This is a genomic window from Streptomyces californicus, from assembly GCF_000717645.1.
GTDB classification, from domain to species: Bacteria; Actinomycetota; Actinomycetes; order Streptomycetales; family Streptomycetaceae; genus Streptomyces; species Streptomyces californicus.
The window spans coordinates 120,722-141,053 of record NZ_JNZZ01000009.1 but is presented as its reverse complement, the minus strand read 5'-3'; the positions used below and the strand labels follow the sequence as shown (position 1 = coordinate 141,053).

Genomic DNA, 20,332 nt, shown 5'->3' with positions numbered 1-20,332 from the left:
GCTCCGCGACTTCAGCCACCGCCTGTGGACAACACCCCGGCGTCCGGAGCCCCACAATGCGACATATAGGTCATATTTACGCCTAGTCTGACATAGCGCTGTCCACAGCAGTTGCGATCTTCGTTCTCCGCCGTTAGGGGGGCTCTCCCATGCCAGCAGACCTCGCCGTCATCGGACTCGGTCACCTCGGCCTGCCCCTCGCCCAGGCCGCCGTGACCGCAGGAATCGACACCGTCGGCTACGACCCCGACCCGCGCGCGTACGCCGAACTGCGCGCGGGCCGCACCCCCGTCGAGGGCGTCCTCACCGCCTCCGAGGTGCGCCGGATGCTCTCGGGGGGGTTCCGGCCCACCACCGACGCCGCCGAGCTGGGCCGGGTCCGTACCGCCGTGATCTGCTCCCCCGTCCCCCTCGGCCCCGACCGCACGCTCGACCTCACCGCCCTCGGCGACGCCGCCCGCGCGCTCGCGGCCAGACTGCGCCCGCACACCACCGTGCTGCTGGAGTCCGCCGTACCGCCCGGCACCACCGAGACGTTTCTGCGCCCCCTGCTGGAGGAGGGCTCCGGGCTGGTCGCCGGACGCGACTTCCACCTCGCCTGCTCCCCCGGCCGGCTCGACCCCGGCAACCGCACCCGCACCCTGGCCAACACGCCGAAGGTCATCGGCGGCCTCACCCCCGCCTGCACCGAATCGGCCGCCGCCTTCTACGGCCGGCTCACCGACAAGGTCGTCCGGGCGCGCGGCACTCGCGAGGCGGAGATGACGAAGGTGCTGGAGACCAACTTCCGGCACGTCAACATCGCGCTGGTCAACGAGATGGCGGTGCTCTGCCACGACCTCGGCGTCGACCTCTGGGACGTCATCCGGTGCGCCGAGACCAAGCCGTTCGGCTTCCAGCCCTTCCGCCCGGGACCCGGCGTCGGCGGCCACGGCGTGCCGGTGGACCCGGGCTGCCTGCCCTACAGCTCCCGCACCCCGGGGCACCCGCTGCGGATGGTCTCGCTGGCGCAGGAGATCAACGACCGGATGCCCAGCTACGTCATCCAGCGCTGCGCCACCCTCCTGAACGAGCACGGCAAGTCCGTCCGGGGCGCGCGGGTCCTGCTGCTCGGCGTCACCTACAAGCCGGACACCGCCGACCAGGAGGCCGCGCCCGCCCGGGAGATCGCCGCCCGGCTGATGGACATGGGCGCGCAGATCGGCTACCACGACCCGCACGTCCTGGACTGGCGGGTGCGCGAACGCCCCGTCCCGCGCGCCGATTCGCTGTACGAGGCGGCGGCCGCGGCCGACCTGACCGTCCTGCTCCAGCAGCACCGCACTTACGACCTCCAGGGCCTCGCGGTGAAGGCCCAACTCCTCCTGGACACCCGGGGCGCCACCCCGGCGGGGGCTGCCCACCGGCTGTGACCGCCCCGGCGCACGCCCCCTCGCACGGCTGCTGACGGGGCGTCCGGACGCCCGTGACTGTCCGCCCACTGAGACGTGACGGACTGTCGAAAGATTGTTCGTGACCGAATCAGGGGGGTGCTGCTACTCTGCGGCGTCACAGGGCGCACACACGTGCGATCCCGCACATGCGTGCGCCGTCGTCCCAGGGAGAGTCCCGCCGTGAGTCAGCCCGTGCAGCCGCCGAACCAGCCCCAGCAGCCCTACGGTCAGCCGGTCGACGGCAACCCGTACGCGGGCGGTCCGGGCCAGGGCGCACCCTCCGCACCGACCGGCAACCCGTACGGCCAGCAGGGCCCCGGCGCCCCGTACGGCCAGCAGCCCCCGAGCGGCAACCCGTTCGCGGGTCAGCAGCCGGACCAGCAGGCCCCGTTCGGCGGCGGCGCGCCGTTCGCCCCGGCTCCCCCGGCACGCGAAAACCTCCTGCTCGGCATCGGCGTCGCCCTCGGCGTGGCGATCGTCGCGGGCATCCTGTACGGCGTGCTCGCCGGCTCCATCGAGCGCGAGGTCGGCTACGCGGCGGTCGGCGTCGGCTTCCTCGTCGGCTTCGCGGCGAGCAAGCTCGGCGGCTCCAACCCGGTGATCGTCGCCGCCGCGGCCGTCTTCTCGATCGGCGCGGTCTACCTCGGCCAGCTCGTCGGCATCTCGATGGTCCTCGCCGACGTGGCGCAGATCCCGTTCTCCGAGGTCGTCGGCGACCACTTCGACACCGTGACGAAGGCGTGGTCCGCAGAGGCCGACTTCATGACGTACCTCTTCCTCGCGCTCGGCGCGGTCGCCGCCGTCGGTGGCGCGAAGAAGGCCGGCTGACACCGCGAGCACGCCACGCGGAAGGGCCCGAACCGATCCCCTCGGGGAGCCGGTCCGGGCCCTTCGCGTCCGTACGTGACGTGCGGCGGCGGGGTCAGCGGCTGTGCTGCGAGTCCGCCACCGTCACCTCGACGCGCTGGAACTCCTTGAGGTCGCTGTAGCCGGTGGTGGCCATCGCGCGGCGCAGGGCCCCGAAGATGTTCATCGAGCCGTCCGGGGTGTGCGAGGGGCCGGTGAGGACCTCCTCCGTCGTCCCGACCGAGCCGAGGTCGACCAGCTTGCCGCGCGGCACGTCCTCGTGGACGGCCTCCATGCCCCAGTGGCGGCCGCGGCCCGGCGCGTCGGTGGCGCGGGCCAGCGGGGAGCCCATCATCACGGCGTCCGCACCGCAGGCGATGGCCTTGGGCAGGTCGCCGGACCAGCCGACGCCGCCGTCCGCGATGACGTGCACGTACCGGCCGCCGGACTCGTCCATGTAGTCGCGGCGGGCGCCCGCGACGTCCGCGACGGCGGTGGCCATCGGGACCTGGATGCCGAAGACGTTGCGCGTGGTGTGCGCGGCGCCGCCGCCGAAGCCGACGAGGACACCGGCCGCACCGGTCCGCATCAGGTGCAGGGCGGCGGTGTACGTGGCGCAGCCGCCGACGATGACCGGGACGTCCAGCTCGTAGATGAACTGCTTCAGGTTGAGCGGCTCGGCCGCGCCGGAGACGTGCTCGGCGGAGACCGTCGTCCCCCGGATGACGAAGATGTCGACGCCCGCGTCGACGACCGCCTTGGAGAACTGGGCGGTGCGCTGCGGGGAGAGCGCGGCGGCGGTGACGACGCCGGAGTCCCGCACCTCCTTGATGCGCTGCCCGATCAGCTCCTCCTGGATGGGGGCGGCGTAGATCTCCTGGAGCCGGCGGGTGGCGCGCTCGGCGGGCATCTCGGCGATCTCGTCCAGCAGCGGCTGCGGGTCGGCGTGCCGGGTCCACAGACCTTCCAGGTTCAGCACGCCGAGGCCGCCGAGCTCACCGATCCGGATGGCGGTCTGCGGGGAGACCACGGAGTCCATCGGAGCGGCCAGGAACGGCAGCTCGAAGCGGTAGGCGTCGATCTGCCAGGCGATCGAGACCTCCTTCGGGTCCCGGGTGCGGCGGCTCGGAACGACAGCGATGTCGTCGAATGCGTAAGCCCGGCGGCCGCGCTTGCCGCGCCCGATCTCGATCTCAGTCACGATGTGTGGCCTTTCCCTCTACGTCTGCGCTGACCAGTATCCCCGACACGCCCCGAGGGGCGGTACCGGGAACTCCGGTACCGCCCCTCACCTGCGGTGACGCGTTACTTCTTGCTGTAGTTCGGCGCCTCGACCGTCATCTGGATGTCGTGCGGGTGGCTCTCCTTGAGGCCCGCCGAGGTGATCCGGACGAAGCGGCCCTTGCTCTCCATCTCGTCGACCGTGGCGGCGCCGACATAGCCCATGGTCTGGCGCAGGCCGCCGACGAGCTGGTGGAGGACGTTGGCCAGCGGGCCGCGGTAGGGCACCTGGCCCTCGATGCCCTCGGGGACGAGCTTGTCGTCCGAGGCCACCTCGGCCTGGAAGTAGCGGTCCTTGGAGTACGACCGGCCCTGGCCGCGGGACTGCATGGCGCCGAGCGAGCCCATGCCCCGGTACGACTTGAACTGCTTGCCGTTGATGAACATCAGCTCGCCCGGGGACTCCTCGCAGCCGGCGAGCAGGCTGCCCAGCATCACGCTGTCGGCGCCGGCGGCCAGCGCCTTGCCGATGTCGCCGCTGTACTGGAGGCCGCCGTCGCCGATCACCGGGACGCCCGCGGCACGGGCGGCGAGCGCCGCCTCGTAGATCGCGGTGACCTGCGGGACGCCGATGCCGGCGACCACACGGGTGGTACAGATCGAGCCGGGGCCCACGCCGACCTTGACGCCGTCGACACCGGCGTCGATCAGGGCCTGGGCGCCGTCGCGGGTGGCGACGTTGCCGCCGATGACGTCGACGCCGACGCTCGACTTGATCTTCGCCATCCAGTCGAGGGCGTTGCGGTTGTGGCCGTGCGAGGTGTCGACGATGAGGAAGTCGACACCGGCGGCGGCGAGCGCCTGCGCCCGGTCCAGCGCCTCGGGGCTGGCGCCGACGGCAGCGCCGACCAGCAGCCGGCCGTCCGCGTCCTTGGCGGCGTTCGGGTACTGCTCGGCCTTCTTGAAGTCCTTGACCGTGATGAGGCCCTTGAGGAGCCCCGCCTCGTCGACCAGCGGCAGCTTCTCGATCTTGTGGCGGCGCAGCAGCTCCATCGCCTCGACGCCGGAGATCCCGACCCGTCCGGTGACGAGCGGCATCGGCGTCATGACCTCGCGCACCTGGCGCGAGCGGTCCGACTCGAAGGCCATGTCGCGGTTGGTGACGATGCCGAGCAGCTTGCCCGCGCCGTCGGTGACCGGGACACCGCTGATACGGAACTTCGCACAGAGCGCGTCCGCCTCGGCGAGCGTGGCGTCGGGGTGCACGGTGATCGGGTCGGTGACCATGCCGGACTCGGACCGCTTGACCAGGTCGACCTGGTTGACCTGGTCCTCGATGGAGAGGTTGCGGTGCAGCACGCCGACGCCGCCCTGACGGGCCATGGCGATCGCCATGCGGGCCTCGGTCACCTTGTCCATGGCGGCGGACAGCAGGGGGATGTTCACCCGTACGTTGCGCGAGATCAGCGAGGAGGTGTCCACAGCGTTGGGCAGGACCTCGGACGCGCCGGGCAACAGCAGCACGTCGTCGTAGGTCAACCCGAGCGTCGCGAATTTCTCGGGCACTCCGTCGACGTTTGCAGTCATGACACCTTCCCCAAATGGCCTTGATCGGTGCGGATGTCCATGCTAACGGCCCGCGGAGGTGTCTCATTCCACGAGCAAGATCACTTGGCTGTTCCGTAGCTTCCTACGGAACGGCGCGAGCCTCCCGCGAGCCCCGGCGCCGGATCACCGCGGCCCGCCGCGCAGGCGCCGCACGGGGCCCGGACGCGAAGGGCTCCTACTGCTCGGCGAGCGCTCTGAGTCTGCTGAGCGCGCGGTGCTGGGCGACCCGGACCGCGCCCGGCGACATCCCGAGCATCCGCCCGGTCTCCTCGGCGGTGAGCCCGACCGCGACCCGCAGGACCAGCAGCTCGCGCTGGCTCTCCGGGAGGTTGGCCAGGAGCTTCTTGGCCCAGGCGGCGTCGCTGCTGAGCAGGGCGCGCTCCTCCGGCCCGAGGGAGTCGTCGGGCCGCTCCGGCATCTCGTCGGAGGGGACGGCGGTCGATCCGGGGTGGCGCATCGCGGCCCGCTGGAGGTCGGCGACCTTGTGGCCGGCGATCGCGAAGACGAACGCCTCGAAGGGGCGGCCGGTGTCCTTGTAGCGCGGCAGCGCCATCAGCACCGCGACGCAGACCTCCTGCGCCAGGTCCTCCACGAAGTGACGGGCGTCACCGGGGAGGCGGTTGAGGCGGGAGCGGCAGTAGCGCAGCGCGAGGGGGTGCACGTGGGCCAGCAGATCGTGGGTGGCCTGCGCGTCGCCGTCGACGGCCCGGTGCACCAGGGCACCGATCACCGTGGTCTCGTCGTCGCGCATCGGACCATGGTGCCCTGCTGCGTCCGGGTCCGCTCCACCGCGTCCCGAGTTGTGCACCGAAGCGTTATGAGCGGGTGCGCCGGATGTCATGTCCTGCGCCCTCCCCTTCCGCTCGACCGAATCGTTCCCGAGGAACTCCACGACTCAAGGATGCGTCATCGGCCGGGAAGCGTCACATGACGCCTGCGCGGGCGCCTCCGTGCGGTGCGGACCACCGGGTCCGCTTCCGTGACCCCGCCCGCGGAACGGCGGACGGGGCGCGGTCCGGGCCGGCCCCTCAGCGGACCAGGCCCCAGCGGAATCCGAGGGCCACCGCGTGGGCGCGGTCCGAGGCGCCGAGCTTCTTGAACAGGCGCCGGGCGTGGGTCTTGACGGTGTCCTCGGAGAGGAACAGCTCCCGGCCGATCTCCGCGTTGGAGCGGCCGTGGCTCATGCCTTCGAGCACCTGAATCTCCCGTGCGGTGAGCGTCGGGGCCGCCCCCATCTCGGCGGACCGCAGCCGGCGCGGGGCGAGCCGCCACGTCGGGTCGGCCAGCGCCTGGGTGACCGTGGCCCGCAACTCGGCGCGCGAGGCGTCCTTGTGCAGATAGCCGCGGGCCCCGGCGGCGACCGCCAGGGCGACCCCGTCCAGGTCCTCGGCGACGGTCAGCATGATGATCCGCGCTCCGGGGTCGGCGGAGAGCAGCCGCCGGACCGTCTCCACACCCCCCAGACCGGGCATGCGTACGTCCATCAGAATCAGGTCCGAACGATCGGCGCCCCAGCGGCGGAGGACTTCCTCGCCGTTGGCGGCCGTCGTCACGCGCTCGACGCCGGGCACGGTGGCCACCGCGCGACGGAGCGCCTCTCGGGCGAGCGGGGAGTCGTCGCAGACGAGGACGGATGTCATGACCGTCCTCCGCAGCTGATGCGCGTCACCTTGAGCCTCCAGGCTGAATCAAGTCGTCACCTGTGCGGTTGACCCCCTCGGACATGTGCCCGAGCCGGATATCCGTCAACCGCATCCGCTCTCTTAACGATGGTCACTCGAAAGAGTTACGGGCCAGGCGACCGAGTTCGGCACTCTACGTGAACCCCTGAATACAGAGGAGAACGACGCGGTTGATTCATCCCTCAACTTGATCTTCACTCTCCGGCATGCCCTATTTGGCAGCTTTTCTTCCCTTTCGAGGGTGTCTGTGGCTAGATTCGCAAACAGTCATATTTACATCTACTAGCACCGTAGATGTACGGTCGAGACTTCGGTCACACCGATCACCGGCGGTCCGCCCACCGCGGCCGTCGATCCGAGCCGGTCGAGGATGCCGCTTCCGACGCAGCACAGCTCCGAGGGGACAAGCAATGGCAGATTTCTCCCGCCTTCCCGGACCCAACGCAGATCTGTGGGACTGGCAGCTGCTCGCCGCCTGCCGCGGCGTGGACAGCTCCCTGTTCTTCCACCCCGAGGGCGAGCGCGGCGCGGCCCGCAGCGCTCGCGAGACCTCCGCGAAGGAGGTGTGCATGCGCTGCCCGGTACGGTCCGAGTGCGCCGCGCACGCCCTGGCCGTACGGGAGCCCTACGGCGTGTGGGGCGGCCTGACCGAGGACGAGCGCGAAGAGCTGATGGGCCGGGCCAGAACCCGCCTGATCACCGCAGCCGCCGGGAGCCCCCAGGCCCCGGGCTCCGGCGCCGGCTGACACCCGCACGCGCCACCTGAACGCAGAAACGTTTTTCCACCACGGCCGACGTCCCGGCACGGGTCGGCGTTCCCAGCAGGTCCCGGCAGGTCCCGGCAGGTCCCGGCAGGGCCGACGCCCCCGTACGGGTCGGCGTCACCGGCCCCGTCGCCGTCCCCCGCGCGACGGGCGGTGCGGACCCGCGCCGTGTCAGCGGGCGGCCGTGCGCGCGAGCTGGTCCAGGGTGGCCGCCACGGCCGGGACCCGGGCCAGGTCCGGGAGGGTCAGCGCGACGATCTCCCGCTCGATCGCGGGCTCGACCGGTACGGCCCTGGCCCCCTTGGGGCGTACCGACTCCACGGCCAGCTCCGGCAGCACCGCCACCCCGAGCCCGGCCCCGACCAGGCCCATCACCGCCGGGTAGTCGTCGGTGGCGAAGTCGATGCGCGGGGCGAAGCCGGACTCCTCGCAGACCTCCACGAGCTGGCGGCGGCAGCGCGGGCAGCCCGCGATCCACGACTCATCGGCCAGCTCCCCGATGGAGACGCTCGACGCCCCGGCCAGCCGGTGCCCCTCCGGGAGGAGGCCGATCAGCCGGTCGGTGAGCAGCGGGCGGACCACCAGGTCGTCCCATTCGCCGCCGGTCGCCCCGTAGCGGAACGCCAGCGCGATGTCGCAGTCGCCCTCGCGCAGCAGGTCCACCGAGCGCGGCGGCTCGGCCTCGACCAGCGAGACCCGGGTGCCGGGGTGCTCGGCGCGCAGGGCGGCCAGCGCCCCCGGGACCAGGGTGGAGCTGCCGCTGGGGAACGAGACCAGCCGGACCCGGCCGGCCCGGAGCCCGGCGATGGCGGCGACCTCCTCCTCGGCGGCGGTGAGTCCCGCGAGGATGCCGGCGGCGTGCCGGACCAGCGCCTCGCCGGCCTGCGTCAGGCGCATCTCGCGTCCGGTGCGGATCAGCAGCGCGGTACCCGCCGACGCCTCCAGGGCCTTCATCTGCTGGCTGACGGCGGGCTGGGTGCAGCCGAGTTCCCGGGCGGCGGCGGAGAACGAGCCGGTGGCGGAGACGGCGCGCAGGACACGGAGGTGGCGGGCTTCGATCACCCCTCCAGCATAAGGAACGCTTGGAGAGCGGGCCCATTCATCTCGGATGACTTGGGGCGGACGGGGCCGCTAGCGTGAGGCCATGAAGCTGCTGACCGTGAACACCGGCCGCCCCCGCCCCTCCACCCACACCGACGGCCCGGACGGCCTCACCGGGATCGACAAGCGACCGGCGGAGGGCCCCGTCGAGGTGCGCGACCCGGGCCCCAAGGGCGCCGGCGGGAGCGGTCTGGCCGGGGACGCCGTGTGCGACCTGCGCCACCACGGCGGCAGCGACCAGGCGGTGTACGCGTACGCCCGGGAGGATCTGGACGCCTGGGAGCGGGAGCTGGGCGGCCGGACGCTGGCCAACGGGGTGTTCGGCGAGAACTTCACGACCCTGGGCGTGGACGTGAGCGGCGCGCTGATCGGTGAGCGCTGGCGGGTGGGGACGGACCTCGTGCTGGAGGTCACCTCGGGGCGCATCCCGTGCCGGACCTTCGCGGGCCACCTCGGCGAGCAGGGCTGGGTCCGGCGGTTCACCCAGCACGGCGTCACCGGCGCCTATCTGCGGGTGGTCGAGCCGGGGACGGTCCGCGCCGGGGACCCCGTCGAGATCGTGCACCGGCCGGACCACGAGGTCACCGCCGCCCTGCAGTTCCGGGCCGTGACGACCGAACGCACCCTGCTGCCCGCCCTGCTGGCGGCCGGGGACGCGCTGCACCCCGAGGCGCTGCGCAAGGCGCGGGAGTACACCGCCCGGCAGGGCTGACCGAGGGGGAGAGTCCGCCGCGCGGGGCGGGGACCGGAGCCCCGGCCCGCCCCGCGTCGGGGCTTCCGGGGGGCGGGAACTGGCGGGGCGTCCGGTGCGTCCCCCACCAGTGACCCGCGCACGGGACGCCGTGCCCGGGACACCACACCGAGCGGCACGTCTCAGGGGGAAGACCATGCCCGATCCGCAGCAGCCCTGGTACACCCCGGGCCCGCGGCAGGAGCCCGTACCCGGCAACCCGTACGCCTCCCCGCAGGACGGCCCGGGGCCCGGTGCGCCCCAGGACTCCGGGCAGCCGGGGTACGGGCAGCCGGGGTACGGGGCGGCGGTCCCGCCGCCTCCGCCCCCGCGCCGCCGGTTCGGCCGGGGCCCGGTAGTCGCCGCGGTCGTCGCGCTGGTGCTGGTGGTCGTGGCGGGCGGGGTGTACGCCGCCACCGACCGGGGCCGGGGCGAGCCCGCGAAGCCCGTGGCGAAGAAGTCGCCCGGCCCCTCCGCCTCGGCGTCCCCGTCCTCCGCTCCCCCGGCGGGCGGCCCGGAGCTGAGCCGCATCCCGACGACGGCGGAGGTCGCCGCCGCGCGGAAGCCGGGTGAGGCGGCGGCGTGGATCGCCGACGACAGAACCGACATACCCAAGCAGATCAACCCCGTCCACGACCTGTGGATCGTCGGCGACACCGCCGTCCAGGCCCTGTACCGCAAGGTCACGGCCTACCGGCTCTCCGACGGCGCCGAGGTCTGGAGCCTGACGCTCCCCTCCGCCGTGTGCGAGACCCCGGCCAACCCCACGCCGGACGGCAAGGTCGTGGTGTTCCGTCACGAGCGGCCGGACAACGAGCGGAACAACCTCTGCAACCAGATGCAGATGATCGACCTGAAGACCGGGAAGGAGGGATGGCACGCGAAGCTCGACGAGCCCGGTGACGAGAGGAGCACGCACCTCGTCTACAGCGCCATCAGCGGCGATGTCCTCGCCGTGGCCCGGGACATGTTCACCACCACCTACCGGATGGCCGACGGGAGCAAGCTCTACAAGGTCCCCCGGGAGAACAAGGGGGCGTGCATCCCGGACAAGGTGGCGGGCGGCGACCGGCTGCTGGTGAGCTCCACCTGCATGGTCGCCATCGACCGGAGCAAGAACTTCGGGCAGGTGCGCGAGCTCGACCCGCGTACAGGGAAGATCCTGTGGCGCTACCGCACGGAGACCGGCTGGAGCGTCGGCAGTCTGATCTCCATGGACCCGGTCGCCTTCACCGTCTACAACAACGAGGACGTCGCGAAGGACTGGCGGATCACGGTCCTGGACCCCGGGGGCAAGCACCGCGTCACCTTCGACGCCCGTGCCAAGGGGTTCGAGCACTGCGCCGGGGCCGGAGCCGGCGAGGATCTGCAGCCCTGCCGGGGCTCCGGGGCCGGCAAGGGCATGATCATGGTCGGCGGCACGGACCAGGTCGGCGCGTACGACGCCAGGACCGGGAAGTTCCTGTGGGGGGTCAAGGACAACCGGATGCGGACGCTCTATCCCCTGCGCGCGGAGGACGGCAACGCGATGCGCGTCTACGAGGCGGCAGGCCCCAGCTCCCCCGGCCGGACCTACCTCATGGGGCCGCGCGGCGCCGGAACGGAGACGGAGGTCGTGAAGCATCCGGCGGCGACCGCACCGTGGGAGTACGAGATGTTCTCGGCACATACCGCGTACGTGGACGGACGGCTCGTGCTGACGCCGACGCAGGTCAGCGGCGACGAGAACCACAAGCCCGTACGCGAGGCCCGCATGCTGTCCTTCGCCCCGGGCTCCCCCTGACCCGTCCTGGGGGTTCTCCCCCGGCCCGGCCGTAAGGGTCCGGTCGGGGGCGGTTCAGGGCCCTGCCCCATGCCGGGCCGGGTCCGCCGCCGGAATGCTGACGGGCATGGAGAAACGCGGGGGGCGGCGGCGGTTGAGGCGGGTGCTCATCACCCTGGCGGTGGTGGTGGGCGTGTTCGGGGCCGCGGTGGGCGGCTCGCTCGCGTGGTGGTGGACGTCGGCCGACATCAGCACGGTCGGGAAGGTCCGGTTCGCCGACGAGCTGGCCGTGCCGCCGCTCGCGCGCTCGACGGTGGACCGGGACGGCACGCGCGTCTTCGACCTGCGGATGCGGGCGGGGACCACGGAGTTCCGGAAAGGGGTGGCGACCCCGACGTGGGGGTTCGACGGGAGCCACCTGGGACCGACGCTGCGGGCGAAGCGCGGTGAGCGGGTCGCGGTCCGGGTGCGCAACGCGCTCGACGAGGCGTCGAGCGTGCACTGGCACGGCATGCACCTGCCCGCGGCGATGGACGGCGGGCCGCACCAGACGGTGGCGGCGGGGTCCGCGTGGACCCCGCGCTGGACGGTCGACCAGCCGGCCGCGACGCTCTGGTACCACCCGCATCCGCACGGGGCGACGGAGCGTCATGTGCGGCGCGGGCTGGCCGGGATGTTCCTGCTGGACGACGAGGACAGCGAGAGGCTGAAGCTGCCGAAGACGTACGGCGTGGACGATCTGCCGGTGATGGTGCAGGACGTCACGTTCGACGGGGCGGAGTTCGACCACGGGCACCGGTTCCTGGCCAACAGCGGCTTCCTGGGCGAGCGCACGATGGTGAACGGCACCCTCGACCCGTACGCGGAGGTGCGCGACGAGCGCGTACGGCTGCGCCTGCTGAACGCCTCGACCGCCCGGATCTACACCTTCGGCTTCGCGGACGACCGCCCCTTCGCCCTGGTGGGGACGGACGGCGGACTGCTGCCGGAGCCCGCGTCCATGGACCGGGTCCAGCTCTCGCTGGGCGAGCGGGCGGAGATCGTCGTGACGGTGCGGCCGGGTGAGCGGACGGTGCTGCGGAGCTATCCGTGGCGGCAGGGCAACGGCTGGGAACGGCGGTTCGACGGGGGCGACGACTCCTTCGACGTCCTCCAGTTGCGGGCGGCCGAACGGCTGCGCCCCTCCCCCGCGGTGCCGGCCCGGCTGGCGGCGGACCCGGGCCTGGGGCTGCCGGAGGCCGGGGACGCGGTGCGCGCCCGCCACTTCGAACTGCGCCGGTCGGGGATCAACGGGCGGCCGATGGCGATGGACCGGATCGACCGGACGGTCACCCGGGGGACGACGGAGGTGTGGACGCTGCGCAACGCCGGCGACATGACCCACAACTTCCATGTGCACGACGCGGAGTTCCGGGTGCTGGACGTGGACGGGAAGCGGCCGGAGCGGGCGCTGCGGGGCCGCAAGGACACGGTGGCGGTGCCGACGGGTTCGACCGTGCGGATCGCGCTGCGGTTCGACGGGCCGCCCGATCCGGACATCCCGTACATGTACCACTGCCACCTGCTGTCCCACGAGGACCTCGGGATGATGGGCCAGTTCGTGGTGGTGGAGAAGGGGCGGCGGGCGGGTGCGGTCCCGGACCACGCGGGGCACTAACGTGCCGCGTATGACGACTGCACTGATCACGGGCGCGACGGCGGGCATCGGGGCCGCGTTCGCGCGGCGGCTCGCGGCCCAGGGCCACAACCTGGTGCTGGTGGCGCGGGACACCGCGCGGCTGCGCGAACAGGCCACCGAACTCCACGACCGGCACGGCATCGAGGCGGAGGTGCTGAGCGCCGACCTGTCCACGGACGGCGGTATCGAGGCGGTCGAGAAGCGGCTCGCCGACGTCCGGCACCCGGTCGACCTGCTGGTCAACAACGCCGGGTTCGGCAACAAGGGGCGCTTCCTGGAGGTGTCCATGGCCGACGAGCTGACGATGCTGAAGGTGCACTGCGAGGCGGTGCTGCGGCTGACCTCGGCGGCGGTCGCCGGGATGCGGGAGCGGGGCCGGGGCGGGGTCGTCAACGTGGCGTCCGTCGCGGCGTTCGTGCCGCGCGGTACGTACGGGGCGTCCAAGTCGTGGGTGGTCCAGTTCACCCAGGGCGCGGCGCGGGACCTGGCCGGGTCGGGGGTGCGGCTGATGGCGCTGTGCCCCGGGTTCGTGCGGACGGAGTTCCACGAGCGGGCCGGCATGGGCACGGACAACATCCCGGGCTGGATGTGGCTCGACGCGGACAAGCTGGTGGCCGCGGCGCTGACGGATCTGGGCCGGGGCAAGACGGTGTCGATCCCGGACCCGCGCTACAAGGCGCTGATGGGGCTGGTGAAGGTGGCCCCGCGGGGTCTGCTCGGCGGGGTGACCTCGCGGACGGGGCGCAAGTACGGCCCGCAGTAACGGTTGTGCCGGTCGGTGTGACGGTGGCGCAGGGTCGGTGGCGCCGGTCGGTGTGACGCTTGTGCCGGTCGGCGTGACGCTTGTGCCGGTTGCGCCAGTCGGTCGCGCCGGCCGGTTTCGCCGGTCGCCGGGGCCCGCGCGCGCACGCCGCCGCCGCCCCGGTCGCGTGCCGGGCCCCGACGCACCGAGGCCCGGTGCCCCCGCGACGGGGGCACCGGGCCTCAGGCGTACCGGACGGGCGTACCGGAAGCGGTACGGGCCGTACGGGCGGTACTAGTGGGAGTGGCCGTGGCCGCCGTGACCGGCGTCGGCCTCCTCCTCGGCCGGCTTCTCGACGACCAGGGTCTCGGTCGTGAGCAGCAGCGACGCGATGGACGCGGCGTTCTCCAGCGCGGAGCGGGTGACCTTGACCGGGTCGATGACGCCGGCCTTGACCAGGTCGCCGTACTCGCCGGTGGCGGCGTTGAAGCCCTGGCCCTTGTCGAGGTCGGCGACCTTGGAGGTGATGACGTAGCCCTCCAGGCCGGCGTTCTCGGCGATCCAGCGCAGCGGCTCGACGGCGGCGCGGCGGACGACCGCGACACCGGTGGCCTCGTCGCCGGTCTTGCCGAGGTTGCCCTCCAGGACCTTCACGGCGTGGACGATGGCGGAGCCACCGCCGGAGACGATGCCCTCCTCGACCGCGGCGCGGGTGGCGGAGATGGCGTCCTCGAGGCGGTGCTTCTTCTCCTTGAGCTCCACCTCGGTGGCGGCGCCGACCCGGATGACGCACACGCCGCCGGCCAGCTTCGCGAGGCGCTCCTGGAGCTTCTCGCGGTCCCAGTCGGAGTCCGTGGACTCGATCTCGGCCTTGATCTGGTTGACGCGGCCCTTGACGTCCTCGGCGTTGCCGCCGCCGTCGACGATGGTCGTGTCGTCCTTGGAGACGGTGACGCGGCGGGCGGTGCCGAGCACGTCCAGACCGGCCTGGTCGAGCTTGAGGCCGACCTCCTCGGCGATGACGGTCGCACCGGTGAGGGTGGCGATGTCGCCGAGCATGGCCTTGCGGCGGTCGCCGAAGCCCGGGGCCTTCACCGCGACGGCGTTGAAGGTGCCGCGGATCTTGTTGACGACGAGGGTGGAGAGCGCCTCGCCCTCGACGTCCTCGGCGATGATCAGGAGCGGCTTGGAGCCGCCGGCCTGGATGACCTTCTCCAGCAGCGGGAGCAGCTCCTGGATGGAGCCGATCTTGCCCTGGTGGATCAGGATGTACGGGTCGTCGAGGACGGCCTCCATACGCTCCTGGTCGGTCACCATGTACGGGGACAGGTAGCCCTTGTCGAAGGCCATGCCCTCGGTGAACTCCAGGTCCAGGCCGAAGGTGTTGGACTCCTCGACGGTGATGACACCGTCCTTGCCGACCTTGTCCATCGCGTCCGCGATGAGCTCGCCGACCTGGGTGTCCTGCGCGGAGAGCGCGGCCACGGCGGCGATGTCGGACTTGTCGTCGATCGGGCGGGCGGTCGCGAGGAGCTCCTCGGACACGGCCTTGACGGCGGCGTCGATGCCCTTCTTCAGGGCGGCCGGGGAGGCGCCGGCGGCGACGTTGCGCAGGCCCTCGCGGACGAGCGCCTGGGCCAGGACGGTCGCGGTGGTGGTGCCGTCACCCGCTACGTCGTTGGTCTTGGTCGCCACCTCCTTGACGAGCTGGGCGCCCAGGTTCTCGTACGGGTCGTCGAGCTCGACCTCGCGCGCGATGGTGACACCGTCGTTGGTGATGGTGGGAGCGCCGAACTTCTTGTCGATGACGACGTTGCGGCCCTTGGGGCCGATCGTCACCTTGACCGTGTCGGCAAGCTTGTTGACGCCGCGCTCAAGGGCGCGACGGGCGTCCTCGTCGAACTTAAGAATCTTCGCCATGGGCTGTATCCCTCTCAAAATGAACTGCGCCCCTCGCCGCCCGGCTAGTCAGTCGCTGGGGGCCAGGGGCGCAGAACACAGGCAGACGTGGGTGAATTACTTCTCGACGATCGCGAGGACGTCGCGGGCCGAGAGGACGAGGTACTCCTCGCCGTTGTACTTCACCTCGGTGCCGCCGTACTTGCTGTACAGGACGACGTCGCCGGTCTTGACGTCGAGCGGAAGCCGCTCGCCGTTCTCGAAGCGGCCCGGGCCCACGGCGAGGACGACGCCCTCCTGGGGCTTCTCCTTCGCGGTGTCCGGAATGACCAGGCCGGAAGCCGTGGTCTGCTCGGCGTCGAGCGGCTGGACCACAATGCGGTCCTCGAGCGGCTTGATCGCAACCTTGGAGCTGGTGGTCGACACGATCCGGTCTCCCCCTTCGGAGATCTCACGGGGTTTAACAGTCAGTGGGAGGCGATCGGACCGATCCGTCGTCGCGGGTGCCGGACCTGCCCTGTCGCACAAGGTGGTGCTGGCACTCTCCAGGGGGGAGTGCCAGACCCGAGACTATGACCGCGATTAGCACTCGGTCAAGCGGAGTGCCAATTCACCACCCTCGCGCCGTCTCGGCCGGGCCTCCATCGGGTCACCGTCCGGACAACGCGGGGGTGGAGCGCTGGGTTCCGTAGGACGGTACGGAGATGACCGATTCCGCGGGGCGACTGCCGGGCCGGCCGGGCGAGCGCTCGGCGGCGAAGAGGCCGGGCCGGGGCGCGGACCTGCTGACGGGCGTGCTGCTGGTGGTCGCGGAGGCGGCGGCCGGGGCGCTGCTGGTGCTGTGGCTGGTGGTACGGGGCATGACGCGGTCGCACGAGGCGGCCGACGGCAAACTGTCCGCGCCTCCGCCCGCGGACCCGGGCACGGACTGGACGCCGATCGTCGCGATCGGCGTTTTCGTCCTCGTGGTCGCCTGCGTCGCCGTGGCGTTGCTGCTCACCGGGTGGCACTGGTCCGGCGGGATCCAGGCGGTCGTCGCGGTGGCGCTGGGCGTCGCGCTCCTGGCGTCCGCCGTGCAGGGAAGCGGCCGGGACGCCGAGGAACCGGCCCCCGTCCGGAACGCGCCGCCCTGTCTCAGCGGGGGCGACAGCGACGAGTGCGCGCGCAGCGGGGGCTGAGCGCGCACTCGGGGCGTACGTACGGGGGCGGGCGCGGGAACCAGGGGCCGGGGGCCGGCGGCCGGCGGCCGGCGGGTTGACGGGTCAGCCGGGCCGGCGGACGGCCGGGCAGCGGACCGGCGGAACGGCGGCCCCAGCGGACCGGCGGGTGTGACGGGCCGGCAGGCCAGCGCCGGTCAGCGAGGGCCAGCCGGTCAGCCGGTCAGCCGGTCAGACGTAGTCCTCCAGCTTCGCCACCGCGTACCCCTTGTCCGTGATGGTCTTCATGACCCGGCGGATCATGTCGGGCATCGAGCCCTTCCAGTCCCCCTTGCCCCGGAAGTGGGTGAGGACGATGTCGCCCGGGTGCAGGTCCCGGTCCCACTCGCGCCACTCCATGCGGTCCGGGAACGCCTCCGAGGCCCACAGGGGCACGGCGGTGATCCCGCAGGACTTGGCGACCACGAGGGTGTCGCGGTTGTAGTTGCCGTAGGGCGGCCGGAAGAGGGTGGGCCGCTTCCCGTAGTGCTTGAGGATCTTCTCCTGCTGGCCGCAGATCTCCCGCTCCTGCTCGGCCGCGGAGAGGCCGGGCAGGTAGCGGTGGTTGAGGGTGTGGTTGTTGAGGGTCACCCCGAGCCGCTGCATCTTCTTGAAGTAGCCGTAGTCGTCGTTGGTGACGTAGTCGCTGAGGAAGGCGCTGTACGGGATGTCGAGTTCGGTCATCATCCGCAGCAGCTCGGGGTCCTTCTCGGCCCCGTCGTCCATCGTCAGGAAGACGATCTTCTCCTTGGTCGGGACGGTGGTGAAGACGGGCGGCAGCCCCGCGTCGTCCCGGACCTCGAACCCCTGGCGGGTGGTGACGCGCGGCTTCACCACCGGCGGCTCGGGGGCGGCGAGCGGCGTCTTGGCCAGCCCCCACCTCTTCGCGGCGAGGGCTCGCACGGCCTGCTTCTTCGCGACCTTCTGCGCGTACGTCTCCGGGGCGCGGCCCGGCCCGGCCTGGGGGGCCGCCTCGCCCTGCCGGCCGGTGGCGGACTCCACGGGCCCGCCGCCGGCCGCGCTCTCACCCCCGCCCCCGCCCCTCTCCGGTGTCGCCGCGCACCCGGAGGCGACGGCGGCGGCCAGCAGGGCCGCCAGCACGAGGGCGCCCTTTCTGTGCCACTTAACGACTGATTTTTCGTTTTGTCGTACTAGCTGCATGGCGCCGCATCCTGCCAGCCGTCGCACCGTGCGCCCTTTCGACACCGCGAGCGGGCCGGCACCGTCCCCCGGGCGGCCCACACGGACCCGGCGCGGCCCGCCTGGCCCACAATGGACCGGGTGAACGCTTCGACCTCCCCCGCATCGGCCGACGACCCCGCCCGCGCCGCCTTCGCCGCGCTGCGCACCCCCGAGGGCGGACAGCTGCTGGCCGACCTGCGCGACCACGACCCCGCCGACGAACTGGCCACCGCGACCCGGCTGCGCCGCACGTACCCGGCGGAGCTGGTGTCGGCGGCGCTGGGGCAGGCGCGGTTGCGGCAGCGGGCGGTGGCGAAGTTCGGGGCGGACGACGCGTACCGGATGTTCTTCACGCCCGACGGGGTCGAGCAGGCGACCCGCACCTCGGTCGCCGCCCACCGCGCCACGCGGTTCGCCGGGCTCGGCGTGCGGAGCGTGGCGGACCTGTGCTGCGGCATCGGGGGCGACGCGATCGCGCTCGCCCGCGCCGGGATCTCCGTGCTCGCCGTGGACCGCGACCCGCTGACCGTCGAGGTGGCCCGCGCCAACGCCGACGCGCTCGGCCTTACCGGGCTGATCGAGGTGCGGTGCGCCGACGTCGCGGAGATCGACACGTCCCCGTACGACGCGGTCTTCGTGGACCCGGCCCGGCGCGGGGGCCGGGGCCGGGTCTTCGACCCGGAGGCGTACTCACCGCCGCTCTCCTGGGCGACGGCCGCCGCCCTCAAGGCCCCCCGCGCGGCCCTCAAGATCGCGCCCGGCGTCCCGCACGAGGCGATCGGCCCGGAGGCGGAGGCCGAGTGGATCTCGGTCGGCGGCGACGTGAAGGAGGCGGTGCTCTGGTACGGGGAGGGGTTCGCGCCCGGCGCGTTCCGGGCCACGCTGCTGCCGTCCGGCGCCACGCTGACCGCCCCGGCCCCGCTGCCCGCCCCGCCGGTGGGCCCGGTCGGGCGCTACCTGTACGAGCCGGACGGCGCGGTGATCCGGGCGCACCTCGTCGCGGACATCGTGGAGCGGTGCGGCGGCCGGCTGGTGGACGAGACGATCGCCTACGTCACGGGCGACGAGCCGTACTCCTCCCCGTACGTCTCCGGGTACGAGATCACCGACCGGCTCCCGTTCAACATGAAGAAGCTGAAGGCGCTGCTGCGGGAGCGCCAGGTGGGCGTCCTGACCGTCAAGAAGCGCGGCTCGGCGGTCGAACCCGAGGAGCTGCGCCGCCGGATGAAGCTCAGCGGCCCGAACTCCGCGACGGTGTTCCTGACCCGGGTGGCGGGGGCTCCGACGATGCTGATCGGCCGTCCGCTGGGGTGAGCGGGGCCGGGGCGGGCGCGGTCAGCACGCGCAGCACCCAGCGGCGGTGCGCCGACGCCTTGACGGCGCCGATGAGTCCGGTGAGCCAGGCGACCATGCCGAGGCCCATCATCAGGGCGACCATGCCGTACGTGTCGTCGCCGGGCCGGGCGCTCGCCGGACCGATCACGCACAGCGCCAGCCCGCCCGCCGCCAGGACGAACGACAGCAGCAGCCAGACCAGGCTCACCCCGGGCAGCCGCAGTTCCCGGTCGCGCTCCGGGTCCCGGTCCAGCGCGCCCCACTGCGCGAGGAGCGTACGGACCTCCCGGTCCCGGGCGACGTAGAGGGCGCTGAGGACGACCGCCGGGATCAGCGCCCCGGCCCCCAGGAGCAGGGACACGATTCCGGCGATCCCGCCGAGGAAGTCCGCCGCCTGCTCCACGATGACGAGCCCGGACCCCACGAGCAGCCAGCCGAGGGCGGTGAGCCCGGCCCACATCATCAGCACGCCGAGCCGACCCGGCCCCACGTGCATCCGGACCAGCTCGCGCAGGACGACCGCCCGGTCGGCGAGCATCGCCTCACGGCTGGGCCAGGACCGGAGCTCCACGGGCGGCGGGGGCGGGGGCAGCGAAGAACGGTTCTGCATGTACGGGACACTACTCGCCCGCCGGAGCGGGGTGTTCGGCCGCTGCCGGCCGTGCGCTCAGGCGTCCCGCAGCGCCTGGATGTCGAGCTTGGTCATGCCCAGCATCGCCTTCATCGTGCGGTCCGCCTTCGCCCTGTCCGGGTCGGCCAGCAGCTTCGGCAGCTCGTTCGGCACGATCTGCCAGGAGACGCCGTAGCGGTCCTTGAGCCAGCCGCACTGCCCCGTCTCGCCGCCCTCGGAGAGCGCGTCCCAGAACCGGTCCACCTCGGCCTGGTCGGCGCAGTCCACGGAGAGCGAGATCGCCTCGGTGAACGGGAACTGCGGGCCGCCGTTGAGCCCCATGTAGTCCTGGCCGGCGAGCCGGAAGTCGACGGTGAGCACGGAGCCCGTCTCGCCGGGACCGGCCTCGCTGTAGTAGGTGGTGTCCAGGATGCGGGAGTCGCCGCCGAAGATCGCGACGTAGTGCTCGGCGGCCTCCTGGGCCTGTCCGTCGAACCAGAGACAGGGGGTGATCTTCTGCATGGTCTTCTCCTCGTCGTACCG

At 72.5% G+C, this 20,332-nt stretch carries 19 protein-coding genes; 9 read left to right on the top strand and 10 right to left on the bottom strand.

What is annotated here, in order from left to right; translation table 11 throughout:
• The first annotated feature begins 149 nt into the window (after positions 1–149).
• Positions 150–1,412 carry a nucleotide sugar dehydrogenase gene (locus IF19_RS0114680; protein WP_030112747.1) on the top strand — a complete coding sequence of 421 codons (1,263 nt, stop codon included), beginning with the start codon at positions 150–152 and terminating at the stop codon, positions 1,410–1,412.
• A 201-nt stretch (positions 1,413–1,613) separates the two neighbouring features.
• Positions 1,614–2,261 carry a hypothetical protein gene (locus tag IF19_RS0114675; protein WP_234310315.1) on the top strand — a complete coding sequence of 216 codons (648 nt, stop codon included), beginning with the start codon at positions 1,614–1,616 and terminating at the stop codon, positions 2,259–2,261.
• A gap of 94 nt (positions 2,262–2,355) precedes the next feature.
• On the opposite strand, the gene IF19_RS0114670 is transcribed toward IF19_RS0114675, so the two are convergent.
• The 4 genes from IF19_RS0114670 to IF19_RS0114655 all read right to left on the bottom strand — a co-directional run bounded on the left by IF19_RS0114670 (position 2,356) and on the right by IF19_RS0114655 (position 6,748).
• Positions 2,356–3,480: a GuaB3 family IMP dehydrogenase-related protein gene (locus tag IF19_RS0114670; protein ID WP_030192713.1), complete on the bottom strand. Its 1,125-nt coding sequence runs from the start codon at positions 3,478–3,480 to the stop codon at positions 2,356–2,358.
• Between the two features lie 104 nt (positions 3,481–3,584).
• Positions 3,585–5,087 carry an IMP dehydrogenase gene (gene guaB / locus IF19_RS0114665; RefSeq protein ID WP_030112751.1) on the bottom strand — a complete coding sequence of 501 codons (1,503 nt, stop codon included), beginning with the start codon at positions 5,085–5,087 and terminating at the stop codon, positions 3,585–3,587.
• A 196-nt stretch (positions 5,088–5,283) separates the two neighbouring features.
• Positions 5,284–5,859 carry a sigma-70 family RNA polymerase sigma factor gene (locus IF19_RS0114660; protein ID WP_006126954.1) on the bottom strand — a complete coding sequence of 192 codons (576 nt, stop codon included), beginning with the start codon at positions 5,857–5,859 and terminating at the stop codon, positions 5,284–5,286.
• 277 nt (positions 5,860–6,136) lie between these two features.
• Positions 6,137–6,748, bottom strand: coding sequence for a response regulator transcription factor (locus tag IF19_RS0114655; RefSeq protein ID WP_003948568.1), 612 nt, complete (start codon positions 6,746–6,748; stop codon positions 6,137–6,139).
• A 452-nt stretch (positions 6,749–7,200) separates the two neighbouring features.
• Here IF19_RS0114655 and IF19_RS0114650 point away from each other — a divergent pair, with 452 nt between their 5' ends.
• Positions 7,201–7,536, top strand: coding sequence for a WhiB family transcriptional regulator (locus tag IF19_RS0114650; protein WP_030112752.1), 336 nt, complete (start codon positions 7,201–7,203; stop codon positions 7,534–7,536).
• Between the two features lie 189 nt (positions 7,537–7,725).
• On the opposite strand, the gene IF19_RS0114645 is transcribed toward IF19_RS0114650, so the two are convergent.
• Positions 7,726–8,616, bottom strand: coding sequence for a LysR family transcriptional regulator (locus tag IF19_RS0114645; protein WP_030112753.1), 891 nt, complete (start codon positions 8,614–8,616; stop codon positions 7,726–7,728).
• Positions 8,617–8,698: 82 nt separating this feature from the next.
• Here IF19_RS0114645 and IF19_RS0114640 point away from each other — a divergent pair, with 82 nt between their 5' ends.
• The 4 genes from IF19_RS0114640 (at position 8,699) to IF19_RS0114625 (ending at position 13,588) form a co-directional block, all read left to right on the top strand.
• Positions 8,699–9,367, top strand: coding sequence for an MOSC domain-containing protein (locus tag IF19_RS0114640; protein WP_030112754.1), 669 nt, complete (start codon positions 8,699–8,701; stop codon positions 9,365–9,367).
• 175 nt (positions 9,368–9,542) lie between these two features.
• Positions 9,543–11,168 carry an outer membrane protein assembly factor BamB family protein gene (locus IF19_RS0114635; RefSeq protein ID WP_030112755.1) on the top strand — a complete coding sequence of 542 codons (1,626 nt, stop codon included), beginning with the start codon at positions 9,543–9,545 and terminating at the stop codon, positions 11,166–11,168.
• A 106-nt stretch (positions 11,169–11,274) separates the two neighbouring features.
• The gene (locus IF19_RS0114630; protein WP_170757256.1) at positions 11,275–12,804 is read left to right on the top strand and encodes a multicopper oxidase family protein; all 1,530 of its coding nucleotides are present in this window, start codon (positions 11,275–11,277) and stop codon (positions 12,802–12,804) included.
• Positions 12,805–12,814: 10 nt separating this feature from the next.
• Entirely contained in the window at positions 12,815–13,588 is a 774-nt protein-coding gene (locus IF19_RS0114625) for an SDR family NAD(P)-dependent oxidoreductase (RefSeq protein WP_030112757.1), read from the top strand.
• Positions 13,589–13,861: 273 nt separating this feature from the next.
• Here IF19_RS0114625 and groL read toward each other — a convergent pair whose 3' ends face one another.
• A complete protein-coding gene (gene groL / locus IF19_RS0114620) occupies positions 13,862–15,487 on the bottom strand; it encodes a chaperonin GroEL (RefSeq protein WP_030192698.1) in 1,626 nt (541 codons plus the stop codon).
• Positions 15,488–15,583: 96 nt separating this feature from the next.
• Positions 15,584–15,892, bottom strand: a complete 309-nt coding sequence (groES, locus tag IF19_RS0114615; protein WP_003966899.1) for a co-chaperone GroES — start codon at positions 15,890–15,892, stop codon at positions 15,584–15,586.
• A 278-nt stretch (positions 15,893–16,170) separates the two neighbouring features.
• On the opposite strand from groES, the gene IF19_RS0114610 reads away from it, so the two are divergent.
• Entirely contained in the window at positions 16,171–16,644 is a 474-nt protein-coding gene (locus IF19_RS0114610; protein ID WP_030112760.1) for a DUF6234 family protein, read from the top strand.
• Positions 16,645–16,854: 210 nt separating this feature from the next.
• Here IF19_RS0114610 and IF19_RS0114605 read toward each other — a convergent pair whose 3' ends face one another.
• The gene (locus tag IF19_RS0114605) at positions 16,855–17,823 is read right to left on the bottom strand and encodes a polysaccharide deacetylase family protein (protein WP_030112761.1); all 969 of its coding nucleotides are present in this window, start codon (positions 17,821–17,823) and stop codon (positions 16,855–16,857) included.
• 111 nt (positions 17,824–17,934) lie between these two features.
• Between IF19_RS0114605 and IF19_RS0114600 the strand changes: the two genes are divergently transcribed.
• Positions 17,935–19,158, top strand: a complete 1,224-nt coding sequence (locus tag IF19_RS0114600; RefSeq protein WP_030112762.1) for a THUMP-like domain-containing protein — start codon at positions 17,935–17,937, stop codon at positions 19,156–19,158.
• Here the strand turns inward: IF19_RS0114600 and IF19_RS0114595 are convergent.
• Complete coding sequence (locus tag IF19_RS0114595) at positions 19,076–19,789, bottom strand: hypothetical protein (RefSeq protein WP_050493759.1); 714 nt, start codon at positions 19,787–19,789, stop codon at positions 19,076–19,078. The two genes, IF19_RS0114600 and IF19_RS0114595, sit on opposite strands and share 83 nt — an antisense overlap.
• Before the next feature lie 57 nt (positions 19,790–19,846).
• Complete coding sequence (locus IF19_RS0114590) at positions 19,847–20,311, bottom strand: VOC family protein (protein WP_030112764.1); 465 nt, start codon at positions 20,309–20,311, stop codon at positions 19,847–19,849.
• Positions 20,312–20,332: the final 21 nt, after the last annotated feature.